The 13231-nt window shown below is 69.7% G+C and carries 13 protein-coding genes; 5 read left to right on the top strand and 8 right to left on the bottom strand.

What is annotated here, in order from left to right; translation table 11 throughout:
- Window positions 1-49: 49 nt before the first annotated feature.
- The 4 genes from AB0I81_RS31185 to AB0I81_RS31170 all read right to left on the bottom strand — a co-directional run bounded on the left by AB0I81_RS31185 (window position 50) and on the right by AB0I81_RS31170 (window position 3556).
- Window positions 50-763 carry a DUF998 domain-containing protein gene (locus AB0I81_RS31185; RefSeq protein ID WP_360663646.1) on the bottom strand — a complete coding sequence of 238 codons (714 nt, stop codon included), beginning with the start codon at window positions 761-763 and terminating at the stop codon, window positions 50-52.
- Window positions 760-1965, bottom strand: a complete 1206-nt coding sequence (locus AB0I81_RS31180; protein WP_360664411.1) for a glycosyltransferase — start codon at window positions 1963-1965, stop codon at window positions 760-762. The genes AB0I81_RS31185 and AB0I81_RS31180 overlap by 4 nt, the downstream gene beginning before the upstream one ends.
- A gap of 124 nt (window positions 1966-2089) precedes the next feature.
- Window positions 2090-2902, bottom strand: a complete 813-nt coding sequence (locus tag AB0I81_RS31175; protein WP_360663645.1) for a DMT family transporter — start codon at window positions 2900-2902, stop codon at window positions 2090-2092.
- 36 nt (window positions 2903-2938) lie between these two features.
- On the bottom strand, window positions 2939-3556 hold the full coding sequence (locus AB0I81_RS31170; protein WP_360663643.1) for a DedA family protein: 618 nt from the start codon (window positions 3554-3556) through the stop codon (window positions 2939-2941).
- A 391-nt stretch (window positions 3557-3947) separates the two neighbouring features.
- On the opposite strand from AB0I81_RS31170, the gene AB0I81_RS31165 reads away from it, so the two are divergent.
- Both AB0I81_RS31165 and AB0I81_RS31160 read left to right on the top strand, forming a co-directional pair.
- On the top strand, window positions 3948-5114 hold the full coding sequence (locus AB0I81_RS31165; RefSeq protein ID WP_360663641.1) for a histidine kinase: 1167 nt from the start codon (window positions 3948-3950) through the stop codon (window positions 5112-5114).
- Between the two features lie 199 nt (window positions 5115-5313).
- Window positions 5314-6282, top strand: a complete 969-nt coding sequence (locus AB0I81_RS31160) for a hypothetical protein (protein ID WP_360663639.1) — start codon at window positions 5314-5316, stop codon at window positions 6280-6282.
- Here AB0I81_RS31160 and AB0I81_RS31155 read toward each other — a convergent pair.
- From AB0I81_RS31155 to AB0I81_RS31145, 3 genes are all read right to left on the bottom strand, one after another.
- On the bottom strand, window positions 6190-6831 hold the full coding sequence (locus AB0I81_RS31155; protein WP_360663637.1) for a VC0807 family protein: 642 nt from the start codon (window positions 6829-6831) through the stop codon (window positions 6190-6192). The two genes, AB0I81_RS31160 and AB0I81_RS31155, sit on opposite strands and share 93 nt — an antisense overlap.
- A gap of 213 nt (window positions 6832-7044) precedes the next feature.
- On the bottom strand, window positions 7045-7698 hold the full coding sequence (leuE, locus tag AB0I81_RS31150) for a leucine efflux protein LeuE (protein ID WP_360663635.1): 654 nt from the start codon (window positions 7696-7698) through the stop codon (window positions 7045-7047).
- A gap of 33 nt (window positions 7699-7731) precedes the next feature.
- Window positions 7732-8931, bottom strand: coding sequence for a serine hydrolase domain-containing protein (locus AB0I81_RS31145; RefSeq protein ID WP_360663633.1), 1200 nt, complete (start codon window positions 8929-8931; stop codon window positions 7732-7734).
- Window positions 8932-9022: 91 nt separating this feature from the next.
- On the opposite strand from AB0I81_RS31145, the gene AB0I81_RS31140 reads away from it, so the two are divergent.
- The 3 genes from AB0I81_RS31140 to AB0I81_RS31130 all read left to right on the top strand — a co-directional run bounded on the left by AB0I81_RS31140 (window position 9023) and on the right by AB0I81_RS31130 (window position 12043).
- The gene (locus AB0I81_RS31140; protein ID WP_360663632.1) at window positions 9023-9889 is read left to right on the top strand and encodes a TIGR03619 family F420-dependent LLM class oxidoreductase; all 867 of its coding nucleotides are present in this window, start codon (window positions 9023-9025) and stop codon (window positions 9887-9889) included.
- A 31-nt stretch (window positions 9890-9920) separates the two neighbouring features.
- Window positions 9921-11312, top strand: a complete 1392-nt coding sequence (locus AB0I81_RS31135) for a selenium-binding protein SBP56-related protein (RefSeq protein WP_360663630.1) — start codon at window positions 9921-9923, stop codon at window positions 11310-11312.
- A gap of 131 nt (window positions 11313-11443) precedes the next feature.
- Window positions 11444-12043: a hypothetical protein gene (locus AB0I81_RS31130; protein WP_360663628.1), complete on the top strand. Its 600-nt coding sequence runs from the start codon at window positions 11444-11446 to the stop codon at window positions 12041-12043.
- Between the two features lie 7 nt (window positions 12044-12050).
- On the opposite strand, the gene AB0I81_RS31125 is transcribed toward AB0I81_RS31130, so the two are convergent.
- Window positions 12051-12944, bottom strand: coding sequence for a hypothetical protein (locus AB0I81_RS31125; protein WP_360663626.1), 894 nt, complete (start codon window positions 12942-12944; stop codon window positions 12051-12053).
- Window positions 12945-13231 lie beyond the last annotated feature (287 nt).

Raw genomic sequence — 13231 nt, 5'->3', positions numbered from 1 at the left:
GCTAGGGCGAGCTCCTTTCGCCGGTGGTCGAAGTGTGCCTGCCGGCCCGTCAGGCGGCCAGCTCCTGCTGCTCCGGCTGCCCAGTGTCGGGCTGCCCTGTGTCCGGCTGTCCCGTGTCGGGCCCGGCCTGCCGCGGAGGTGTCACCGCGGCCCTGACGGTGGTCTTGCCCATGATGGCGGCCAGCGTCATGGCGATGAGCAGCGCCATCTCGCTCAGCACCACGCCACGCTCCAGCAGCCCGTAGTAACCGCTGCCGCCGATCAGCGGCGAGGTGATGGAGGCGGGGTGTGAGGCCAGGTAGAAGGCCAGCGTCGCGCCGGAGGCCACGCTGATGGCGCGGACCGCGTTCCAGAGCGGCGTGGCCTTGCGGCCCCTGGCCAGGATCCAGCCGGCGACCGGCAGCGAGGTGAACACGACCGCGGAGGACCACCGGTGGATCTCGCCGGACAGCGTGCCGACCTGCGAGGTTCCGGGGTCCGTGGGGAAGACCGCGCTCATCATCAGCCCGGCCGCCCCGGCCAGCAGCAGCACTCTGGTGGCCGCGGTGCGCGACGGGTCCACGGCCGCCAGCCCGTACGCGAGACACAGGCACGCCCCCGCGAGTGCCAGCATCCCGATCAGGGTGGGCGCCAGCCCGCCGGAGACCACGGCGTAGTCGCTGATCAGCACCTGGGTGGGCAGCGTGACGTCCGCGTAGACGAGCGCGCAGGCCGCTACCAGCGTGCCGATCACCGTGCTCCAGACGGTCTGCCGTGGAGTCATCGCGCGACCTCGTCGTAGATCTCCTCGAACCGGGCGAGCGAGGACTGGAGGCCGTGGGTGAAGGCCAGTTCCCTGCTGGCCTTGCCGAGCCTGGCGCGCAGCTCGTCGTCGGCGAGGATGGTCGTCAGATGCCGGGCCAGCTCGACGATGTCGCCGGGCGGGAACAGGTAGCCGTTGTCGTCCACCAGGTGCGGCAGCGCCATCGCGTCGGCGGCCACCACGGGCAGCCCCGAGGACATGGCCTCCAGCGTGGCGATGCTCTGTAGTTCGGCGATGCCCGGCATGGCGAAGACGTCGGCGGCGGCGAACGCCTGCGGCAGGCTCTCGTCGGGCACGAAGCCCAGGAAGAACACCCGCTCGCTCACGCCGATCCGCTTGGCCAGCCGCTCCAGCTCCGCCCGCTGGTTGCCCTTGCCGACCAGCGCCACCTGCGCGTCGGTCTCGTTGAGCACCATGGGCAGCGCGCGTACGAGCTCATCCAGGCGCTTCTCCTCATCCAGGCGGCCGACGAACAGGATCGTGGGCCGGTCGGGCAGGTCGAACATCTTGCGCGCCCACGCCTGGGGCTCGGCGCGCGGCTGGAACCTGGCCAGGTCGATGCCGCAGGACACCGGCTCGACCGTGCGCTCGAAACCCTGGTCGGCCAGCAGCTTGGCGGCCAGCGGGGTGGGCGTGGTGATGTGGTCGGCCCGGTTGTAGATGCGGGTGAAGTCGCGCCAGGCCAGCCGGCCCGCCTGCGTCCGCAGCCGGTCGGGGATGTGGGCGAACTGGAAGAGGTTGTCGGGCATGAAGTGGTTGGTGGCCACGATCGGCACCCCGGCCCGGCGGGCGGCCCCCATGGCGGCCCGGCCGACCACGAAGTGGCCCTGGGTGTGCAGCACGTCGGGCCGGATGGCGGAGACCAGCCGGTCCAGCCGGGTCGGCACGGTGACGCGCATGGTGGGGTGGACCAGCAGCGGCGCCGAGCGCAGCCGGTGCACGATCACGCCCTCCGTCACGTCCGAGCTGGGCGGGCCCGCATCCGACTGACAGACCACGTGCACCTCGTTGCCGCGCGCGGCCAGGCCGGTGGCCAGGCGGTGGGTGAAGTAGGCGGCGCCGTTGACATCAGGTGGGTAGGTGTCGGACGAGATCAGGATCCGGCGCGGGCGCTTCGGGGCGGGCGAGAGGGCGGGGACGTCGGGGACGGTACGAAGGGGCATGGCCATTTTCAGTGAACTCCAATTTCGTACACCGGCCTGGGGAGGGCCGGTAGAGCGTGGGAACAGGAAGAACATGGGGAACTAGGGAGGGTCTGGGTGCCGGTGGGTTTACGGGGAGCCGACGTCAGGCAGGTTCGCGGTGGGCCTCCAGAGGGCTGGTCCGCGCCAGTGCGACAGTGCCCGCGGCGGTCAGCGCCGCTGCCGCGATCGGCAGGACCCCGGTCGGCAGCGGCTCACCCAGCAGCAGCGCGCCGAACACCACCGCGGTCACCGGGTCGGCGATCTGCAGCGCGGCGAAGGAGACGCCGAAGTGACCGGCCGCGTACGCGCGCTGGAGCATCACCAGCCCCAGCAGCGCGGGAACCGGCAGCGCCAGCAGGTACCACCAGTTCCATGAGCCGTCCACCAGCACGCGTGTGAGGGTCGCCGTGGCGCCGTACAGCACGCCGGAGCTGATCGCCAGGAGCGCGGCCCGGCCGGCGGGCGAGGCCGCCTTCGAGCCCGCCCACAGCAGCACGACCGCGGCGCCGGCCACGCCCATCAGTGTGAGCACGCCGTTCGGACTGAGGTAGGTGGGACCGTGGGATTCGGGGACCAGCAGCACCAGGCCGATCAGCCCGATCGCCACCACTCCGGCCGCCGCCAGTTCCTTGCGCGAGGGCTTGCGGCCGTGCAGAGCGGCGGTGAAGGGCAGCGCGAACAGCAGGCTGGCCACGCCCATCGGCTGCACGATGGTCAGGGGGCCGAGACCGAGGGCGAGGATGTGCAGGCCACCACCCGTCAGGATGGAGACACCGCCGAGCAACCAGCGCGGCCGCCGCAACAGTTCGAGCAGCTTCGGCTGCGCGGAGCCGAACGCCTCGAACTGCTGCAGCGCGGCTCCGAGCGCGAAGAACAACGAACCGACCAGGGCGATTACCGCGGCCAGCACAGTCATACGCACTCCTTTCAGACGGATGGTTGCCAGGCAGGGTCAAAGGTGCGTGTCTGCCGGGAGACGTTCTGGGGAAGCCTGGATGGCGCGTCGCTTCTTGGTCCATCGCACGACCTCCACCAGAGCGGTGATGGACAGCGCGATCCCCAGGCCGAGCAGCAGGCCCTTGATGGGATCGTTCTCGAACGCCATCCCGCCGAAGAAGCCGATCAACCCGGAGTACACACCCCACGAGCCGGCCGCGATGGCGTCGAAAAAGCTGAACGAGCGCAGCGGATAGCGCACCGCGCCCATGGTCAGCGTGGTCGCGGTACGCCCGCCGGGGATGTACCTGGCCACGACCAGGACGAGCCCGCCCCGCTCCGCCAGGGCACCGCGCGCCCAGACGAACGCCTTCTTCTCGCGAAGCCGGCCGCCCGACTTCTTGCCGATCAAGTAGGAGATGTGGTCACCGGCGAAAGCGCCGAGCGCCGCGACCACGATGACCAGGGCCAGGTTCGTCTCGCCCGTGGCGGCGAAGACCCCGGCGGTGATCACCGACGTCTCGGCGGGCACGATGGGGAAGAACCCGTCGAGCAGCGCCAAGGCGAACAGCGCGAGATACAACCAGGGAGACGACATCACCTGTTGCACCAGGTCCAGAATGGCGTGCGACATCAGCGTGAACTCCGATCGTTTAGGGCACCCACAAAGCGTGGCCTTTTGCCTCGGCCGGGGATATCGGGGATCCCCCCGGTCGAAGGCCGCCCTTTCCCCTATGCGGGTCAGGGCCGGTACCCTATGAAGGTAGAAACTCCGCAGGTCATGGCACATCGGACGATCGGCACGCACCATCCCCTACTTTCGTCAGGGGTGAGCTTGCGACCTCCGGGTGACACCATCGATCCAAGCGAATCCGGCGGTGGGAATCAGCAGTGCGTGTAGGCGCATTCGTGGTGGGGTTAGCCCCACCTCGATGGTGAGCCCCACCCCACCCCGACTTTCGTCAGGGTCGCCACCCGACCTTGGACGGCATCCGCCGCGCGCGGCAGTGGATAACGTCGGTGTCGTGAAACGTCTGCGTCGGGACAGCCCTCGTCAGGTGGTCTATGACCTGCTGCTCTGGGCAGGTCTGTGTGTTTTCGTGGCCGCGATGGGGCCCGACCCGTTCAAGGACCCGGCGGGCTTCGGCCTGGTGACCGTGCCCCGGATCGGGCTGGCCACGGTCGCCGTGCTGGTCGGCCGGCGCTGGCCGATGGCCGCCCTGGTGCTGCTGCTGCCGATGGGGCCGTGGCAGTTCAGCGAGGGGTTCGCGACGGTGGACCTGAGCTGGTTGTTGCCCAGGCGCAACGTGAAGATCCTTCCGCTGCTGGCGACGTCGCCGTTCATCATGTGGTACGCCTACCTGACCGGGCGGCGCCTGGCCGCGATCATGCCCGCGCTGGTCGCGTTCTGCCTGATCGCGCTGGTCGGCGTGACGGTGGTGCTGAGCAGGGGTGGTGACCTGGCCCTGTGGGTGTCCATGGTCACGGCGCTGGTCGGCACCTATCTCGTGCCGTACCTGCTCGGGGTGCTGCGCCGCAAGCTGCTGCAGCAGCGGCGGCAGGCCAGGCTGTCCGCCGAGGCGCAGGCCCGGTTGCGCGAGCGGGCCAGGATCGCGCGCGACATGCACGACTCACTCGGCCACGACCTGGCCCTGATCGCGGTCAGGGCCGCCGGCCTCGAACTGGCTCCCGGGCTCGCCGCCGCCCAGGTCAAGGCGGCGGGAGAGCTGCGGCTCGCGGCGGCGGACGCCACGGAGCGGCTGCGCCAGATCATCGGGCTGCTGCGCGAGGACGCCGACGCGGCGCCGCTGTCCCCGGTGCTGTCCCCGGCGGGGGAGGACGTGTCGGAGCTGGTACGCCGGGCCGCGGACTCCGGCCTGCCGATCACCCTGGACCTGGCTCCCGGGCCGGTGCCCGCGCTGGCCCGCGCCGTGGTGCAGGAGGGGCTGACGAACGCGGCCAAGCACGCCCCCGGGGCGACCGTCGAGGTGTTGATCTCGGAGCGCCGGGTCCGCGTGCGCAACGGGCCGCCCCGCTCCCGGCCCACCGCGCGGCCGGGCGGGCTGGGGCTGGCGGGCCTGCGCGAGCGCGTACGGCTGGCCGGCGGCCTGCTCACCGCGGGCCCGGCCGGCGACGGCTTCGAGCTGGCCGTGACCCTCCCCCCAGCGGGGGAGGAGGATCCCCGCACGTAGGGAGGCCGCCGGCGGCCCGGCACGCGAGTCTCGGACCATGACCGAACAACGACTTGACAGAGCGCGCGAGTCTCGAGCCACGACCGGACAAGGACCTGGCCGGGCGCGCGAGGCTCGGGGCACGACCGGACAAGGACCTGGCGGGGCGCGCGAGGCTCGGGCGGGCGAACAACGACCTGGCGGGGCGAGCGAGGCTCGGGTGGGCGGACAACGTCCGGGCATCGGCCGCCTCACCGCCGCGATCGTGGCCGTCGCCGCCATGCTGCCCTACCTCACGCTGAAGGCCCTCTGGCTGACCGGCAGCTCCATCGGCGTCCGCGGCCCGAACCTGATGAACGACCCGGCGATGATCGGGCTCAACGCGATGACCTTCGCCATGGACGCCGTGGCGCTCCTGCTGGCCCTGGCCTTCACCATGCGGTGGGGTTCGCGGCTGCCGGCCTGGCTGGTGCTGCTGCCCCTGTGGGTGGGCACGGGCCTGCTGTCGGTGGTGGTCGTCGCCGCGCCGATCGTCATGGCCACCGCGGGACTGACCGTCTTCGACGGCCCCATCGAGCCATGGGTCTACCTGATGGTCTACGGCGGGTTCATGGCGCAGGGCATCGGCCTCATGGCGGCCTTCGTCCTGTACGCCCGCGACCGCTGGCCCGGCGTCTTCACCACCGCCACGAACGCCGTCTTCCCCAGCCCGACCAGGCCGTTGCAGAGGTTCCTGGCCTGGGCCGCGGCGGTGGTGGCCGTCGCGATCGGCGGGGTGCGGCTGGTGTCGGCGTTCGGCGCGGAGGTGAGCGTGGCCGCGCAGGACGGGCTGAAGGGCCTGCTCGCCATCGCCGGGGCCGCCGGGCTGGTGACGATCGTCGCGCGTTGGGGGCGGGGCCCGTTCTGGCGTCCGGTGGTCCTGGCGTGGCTGGGGTCGGGCTCGATGTTCGCCTGGAGCCTCTACTTCATGATCATCATATTCGCGGGCGGGCCGCTCAGCGCGGGGGCGAGCGGCCCGGCCGGCCTCGTGGAGCTGTTCGGCCTGCTGACCGGGCTGGTGATGGGGATGTGCGGGGCGTTCCTGCTGGTGGAGCGGTCAGGCGTGGGCGACGTGCAGCCGGCGCAGGAGCCGCTTGAACGCGATGACCGAGAACACGATCGCCGTACCGCTGATCACGGCCACCGCTGAGGTGCGCAGCACCATGTACCCCCCGAGCGAACCGGCCAGCGACTCGTAGACGGCCAGGAAGATGCTCAGCGTCGAGTTCATCAGCAGCACGAACGCCCACAGCAGGGTGATCCTGGCGAAGAACCTGCGTACCCGCTCGTGCTTGAGCACCGCCGACGGAAGGTGGATGTAGTCGAGCGTGAGCTTCTGCACCAGCGGCCTGTTCAGCCGGACGGAGGCGAGGAAGGCCATGCTGATGCAGATCGTGCCCATCTCGGGCTGGATGAAGAACCACATCCAGGTGCCGGTCCAGAGCCCGACGATCCCCCTGATGGTGATCGCGAACGCGGCCAGCCACATGGTGGCCGGCACCTTGACCCGCCTGACGAGCCGCCAGGCCACCCCGAGGTAGACCCAGGCGACGGTGCAGATGAGCGCCCACTGGAAGCCGAGGACGACCATGGCCAGGTAGAAGACGGCCAGAGGGGCGACCACGCCTTCGAGCAGCCGGGGGGCTGCCTGCCGGGCGAGCGCGGTGAGGCGTGGGAGGGTGACCGGAGGATGGTTCAAGGCTGCTCCGCAGATAGGCCGACGATCAGCGACTACCCGGGCTTCGAAGGACCAGGCTTTCCAGATGGATGGCTCGATGTCACCGAGGCAACATCACCGGTGTCCCGGGAAGCACGCCGGTGGCCTACCGTACCCGAGGCGAGGTGGTGCGACTGCCTCTTTTGACGCGTTCCATCTGTCTCCACGAAAACAGCATCGGCTTGAATGCGTCTTTCATCCCGGTGACGCGGTGGCGAGCTTGGCGGCGAAACCCACGAAGACGGCGCCGACACCCGAGGTCAGGCCGGCGCTGAGCCTGCGGCGGCGGCGGAACTGGCCGGCCAGGAACGTGCCGCCGAAGATCAGCGCGGTCAGGTAGAGGAAACTGAAAAGCTGGATGATCGTACCCAGGATGACGAACGACAGGGCGGGGCTGGCGTAGGCCGGGTCCACGAACTGGACGAAGAACGAGACGAAGAACAGGATCGCCTTCGGGTTCAGCAGGCTGATCGCCAGTGCCTTGCGGAACGGGCGCGAGCGGCCCTCGACCTGCACCGGGGCGGGGACGTCCTCGACCGGGGCGGCGTGCCGGCTCTTCCAGGCGCCGCGGATCATCTGCAGGCCGATCCAGGCCAGGTAGCCCGCGCCGGCGTACTTGACGATCGTGAACAGCAGCGGGTTGGACATCAGGAGGGAGGCGGCGCCGGCGGCGGTGAGGACCATCAGCACGGTGTCGCCGACGAAGACGCCCGCCGCGGCGCGGTAGCCCTGGCGGACGCCGTACCGGGTGGCGTAGGTGAGGACGTAGAGGGAGTTGGGGCCGGGCAGGAGGATGATCAGGAACGCGCCGACCACGTACGCCCAGAAATCCGTGATACCGAAGAACATTGACGCTCGCTCGTGGGGATGGTTAACGACATATCACGGTATCTCGTACCAGATTCCGCCGTACGCCTGCCGATACCCCAGCGCCCGGTACGTCGCGTCCACCAGCGCCTGGCCGCGTGGGTTGACGCCGAGCCCGGACCCCTGCTTGTTCATCGTGTAGCCGAACGCCAGCCGCGCCGCCGGATCGCAGAACCCGACGGACCCACCCATACCCGGATGCCCGAACGCGGTCTCCGACAGCAGCACGCCCTCGCTGTCGGGTGCGGGCAGATGCCGGTTGTCCACCGACTTGGCGAAGCCCAGCGAGAAATGGGTCGGCGCGAGCAGCACCGCGTCGGTGCCCGCCGAGGCGATGAGCGACATCAGGGCCAGGTGCTCGCCGCTCACCAGGCCGCCGCCGCCCAGCGACAGCGGACGGTACAGCCCCGCGAGCCCCCGCGCGTTGGTGATCGCTCCGACGGCCCCGATCTCGGCGGCGTGCGCGGCCCGGCTGTCGGACTCGCCCGGCCGCATGTAGCCGCCCTCATGGGCCAGCACCAGCGCGGACATCGAGGCCGGGTCGCCGAACGCCTTGACGTAGAAGGAGGGCGGCGCCGGCGGCGGATCGGCCGGGATCGTGGGCGCGACCCGGCCCTCCTGCTCCTCCGGCAATCCCAGCCAGAACTCCAGCCCGAGCGGCTCGGCCACCTCCTCGCGGAAGAACGTGCCGAGCGAGCGTCCGCTCACCCGCCGCACGACCTCGCCCACGAGGAAGCCGAACGTCAGCGCGTGGTAGCCGTGCCTGGTCCCCGGCTCCCAGAACGGCTCCTGCCCGGCCAGCCTGTCCGCCATCAGCTTCCAGTCGTAGAAGCCGCCCGGCGGCAGCGGCTCGCGCAACACGGGGAGGCCGGCCTGGTGGCAGAGCAGGTGACGGACGAGCGTGCCGCCCTTGCCGTGGACGCCGTACTCGGGCCAGTAGCGGACGACCGGCGCGTCGAGGTCCAGTTCGCCGCGCGAGGCCAGCAGGTGGGCGCAGAGCGAGGTCGCGCCCTTGGTGCACGACCACACGTGCCCGATCGTGTCCTGTGCCCAGTCCCTGCCGGGCGTCGCCTGGCCGCCGTACAGGTCGACGACGACCTCGTCATCGACGATCACGCACACCGACGCGCCCACCTCGCCGCGCCTGGCCAGGTTGGCCTCGAACTCCTCGGCCACCTGGGAGAACCTGGGATCGCAAGTGCCGTGCACGGTCATTTCCCGAATCCATCACGAAAGCCGGCGCCTGTAAACCGATGACTTTCCCGCCCGGCACTGGTCAGATGCGGTAACAGGAGAGGAGCACGAGATGGATCTCGGAATCGGCCTTCCCGTGACAGGACCGCAGGCCACCCCTGAGCGCATCGCCGAGGTGGCCCGGAGCGCGGAACGGGCGGGACTCGGCGCGGTGTGGACCTACGAGCGCCTGCTGCGGCCGGAGCAGCCGTGGATGCTGGGGCTCGACCAGGTGGTGCCGCTGCCGGAGGAGAGCGGCACCGTGTACGACCCGCTGGAGACGCTCGCCTACCTCGCGGCCACGACCAGCACGATCCGCCTGGGCACCAGCGTCATGGACGCGCTGTTCCACTCGCCGGTGGTGCTGGCCAAGCGCCTGGCCACGCTCGACCGGCTCAGCGGCGGCCGGATGTGGATCGGGCTGGGGCAGGGCTGGATGGCGCAGGAGTTCGAGGCGGCCGGCGTGTCCCCCAAGCGGCGCGGGGCGGGGTTCGCGGAGCACATCCGGGCCATGCAGGCATGCTGGGGCCCCGACCCGGTGAGCTTCTCCGGCCGCTTCTACACGATCCCCGAGGCGCTGATCGGCCCCAAGCCGACCGGGCTGACCCTGCTCGCGGGCGCGGGATCGCCCGTGGCGCTGGAGCGGGCGGCCGCACTCGGGATGGGGCTGACCACGGTGATCTTCGACTGGGATCAGCTCGGGCAGGGCGTCGAGACCTACCGCAAGGCCGGTGGCGCCGGCCCGCTGGTGATCCAGGTGAACGGCTCGATCAGCGACCGGCCGCTGGACGAGCGCATGCCGCTCACCGGCTCGCCCGAGCAGGTGGCCGAGGACCTGACGCGGGCCAGGGCGCTGGGCGCCGACCACGTTCTGTGGCAGCCGATCGGCGCGGAGCCGGAGGAACTGGTCGAGCGCATCACGGAGATCATTACCTATTGACCGGGTAGGGAACCGGGCGAACTGTGAAGGGATGACCCTCTGGACGCCAGATCCCACGTTCTATCCCTCCCCAAGAGACGCCGCCGGCGCCCCCGCCGAGAAGCTCGCCTACGTCGCCGCCTTCGACCGTTCCTGCGGCCGGCCGGACGCCCTTGCCGTGGTCGACACCGACCCGTCCTCCGCCGGCTACGGCACCGTCATCGGCTGGACCGACCTGCCGGACCTGGGCGACGAACTGCACCACTTCGGCTGGAACGCCTGCAGCAGCGCCCTGTGCCCGAACGCGCCGCACCCGCACGTGGAGCGGCGCTACCTGGTGGTGCCCGGCCTGCGCTCCTCGCGCATCCACATCTACGACACCAAGGACCGGATCAGCCCCGAGCTGGTCAAAGTGATCGAACCGGAGACGCTGGCCGCCCGCGCCGGTTACTCGCGCCCGCACACCGTCCACTGCGGCCCGGAGGGACTGTACGTCTCCATGCTCGGCGGGGCCGACGGCAGGGACGGGCCAGGCGGCATCGCGGTGCTCGACCACACGACCTTCGAGGTGCAGGGCCAGTGGGAGCTGGACCGGGGCTCCCAGTACCTGGCCTACGACTTCTGGTGGCACATCAACCACGACGTGCTGATCTCCTCCGAGTGGGGCACGCCGTCGATGATCGAGGACGGGCTGGTCGGGGAGTTGCTGCTCGGCCGCAAGTACGGCCACCGGCTGCACTTCTGGGACCTGCGCAAGCGCACCCACATGCAGGAGGTGGACCTGGGCGACGAGCACCAGATGCCGCTCGAACTGCGCCCCGCCCACGACCCGACCCGCCTGTACGGTTTCGTCGGCGTGGTCACCAGCGTCGAGGACCTGTCGGCGTCCGTCTGGACCTGGTTCCACGAGGACGGCCGCTGGCAGGCCCGCAAGGTCATCTCCATCCCGGCGGAACCGGCCGACCCCGACCTCCTCCCGCCGATCCTGCAGCCGTTCGGCGCGGTGCCGCCGCTGGTGACCGACCTGGCCCTGTCGGTGGACGACCAGCGCCTGTACGTCTCGTGCTGGGGGACGGGGGAGCTCAAGCAGTACGACGTCTCGGATCCGTACAAGCCGGTGGAGCTGGGCTCGCTGCGAGTGGGCGGCATCGTCCGCAGGGAGCCGCACCCCGCCGAGCCGTCGCTCCCGCTGAGCGGCGGCCCGCAGATGGTCGAGGTCAGCCGCGACGGCCGCCGCGTCTACCTGACCAACTCCCTGTACGGCGCCTGGGACGACCAGTTCTATCCCCAGGAGGTGGGCGCCTGGATGGCCAAGATCGACACCGATTCGTTCACCTTCGACACCCGCTTCTTCCCACACGGGGACGCCTTCCGCGGCCTGCGCCCCCACCAGGTACGCCTCCAGGGCGGCGACGCCTCCTCCGACTCCTACTGCTACCCGTGACGGCGGTGGGGATCGGCGCTCAGGTGGCGGTGATGCCGTGACGCTGACGCTGATCGGCGTACAGGGGGAGGCGATGCCGTGACGCTGACGCTGACGCTGACGCTGCACGGTGCTCAGGTGGCGGTGATGCCGTGACCCTCACGGCGATCTTCCTGCTGGGCGCTTTCCACGGCCTGAACCCCGCCATGGGCTGGCTCTTCGCCGTGGCCCGCGGCCTGCAGGAACGCAGCCTCGACCGGCTGCTCCAATCCATCCCGGTGATCGCCATGGGCCACCTCGCCTCGGTGGCCCTGGTGGCACTCGTCGTCGCCGCCACCGGCTCGCTGGTCACGGGCACGGTCCTGTCGATCGGTGGCGGCGTGGTGCTGGTGGGCTTCGGCCTGTGGCGGCTGCTGTCGCGCCGGCACTTCCGGTGGGTGGGGATGCGGCTGTCGTTGTGGCAGCTGGCCTGCTGGTCGTTCCTGATGTCGTCGGCGCACGGGGCCGGGCTTATGCTGCTGCCGCTCTTCACCACCCTGCGGACGGAGGGCCACGCGGGCCACGCCGCCTCCGGAGGTCTGGGCGTGGCGGCCCTCCATACGCTGGCCATGTTCGTGGTGGCCGGGACTGTCGCGGTGGTGGTCTACAAGGTGCTCGGGCTTGCCGTCCTCCGGCGGGCCTGGTTCAACGTGGACCGGATGTGGGCCGTGGCACTGGTGGCCGCCGGTCTGGTCACCTTGCTCCAGGCCTGACCGAGCATCAGCCGAAGAGCTCTTCGGCGGTGGTGACGTGCAGGGCGCGAATGAGCCAGGCTTCGAGCAGCCCCATGTCGGTGGTGCCGAGCACCTTGACTTGGAAGGACTCGTTGAGCGGGATGCCGCGTTCCTGGAGGATCTTCAGAATATCCTCGGCCCTGCCCTTGGCTTCTCCCTCGACCTTGCCCTTGGCTTCGCATTCGGCCATCAGCGCCCGCGCGGACTCCGACCTGAAGCGGTAGTGGCTCATGGCGATCAGTTCCTTCCAGATTCGTCCGGCTTTGGTATTCCCGAGGCCGATTTCTGTCTGTTCGGCGAGGACTTCGGCGGTTGAGACGTCGATCGTGCGCAGGGCGTGGTCCAGCGCCTTCAGTATGGCAGCCACCTGCGGAGAGCGCGCGTGTGTGAGTGCGGAGAGCATGGTGAGCACCACGTCGGCAGCGGCTTCCTGCGGATCGGTGATGGCTTTGACGTTGTCCGGACCGATGACGATGGGGATGACGATCAGGGAAGGGTGGTCCTCGAGCCCGATCGCCAGCGGCCCCTCCCGAGCCCACCTGGCCGTGGCGAGGTCGTTGCAGACCACTACAAGCGTCACCGGACACTCGTACTTGGTGTGCACGTAGCTGAGGTAGTGGGCCCAGGAGGAGACCTTTTTCAGGTCTATCTCCTGTTGGGCTTCGGTGATGATGATGTGCTTCTTGTGCGCTGTTGAGATGGACAACATGACAGTATCGGCATGCCGAACTATCGGCCTTATTTCCGTCATGTCCGTATCGACTACCGAAATCTCCAACGGTGCTGGGAAATCGATGTTGAGCATCTTGAAGGCACGGGTGTAAAGCTCCGGATTATCGCGAAATATGCGATGGAGCCCCTCGTGCTGTGCGGTGGGCATGAGCGGAACGTTATCGCGGAGTCGCGCCAAGTTTTGCAAGTTTTTCATGTCCGACGACCACCTGTATAACTTTCTCCACTCAGGGAGGGAAATCTTGCACCGCGGGTGTGATTCTTTTCCGGAGCAAGCTGTGCGCGCAACAGGCCAAATTGGGATATGTGCGTATCGCATTATCCGGCGTGGAGCCACGGCCGGGCGGCGGATGGGTATCAGCGGGTGGCGGGGGCGTACGCCGTGATCGGTGTTTGGTCGTGACCGGAAATTTGGGCCTTTCCTAGGGCATGCAA

Source organism: Nonomuraea sp. NPDC050404 (genome assembly GCF_040655495.1).
In the GTDB taxonomy this organism is placed as follows: Bacteria; Actinomycetota; Actinomycetes; order Streptosporangiales; family Streptosporangiaceae; genus Nonomuraea.
The sequence above is the reverse complement of the archived record's forward strand: the minus strand, read 5'-3'. Positions and strand labels throughout refer to the sequence as shown.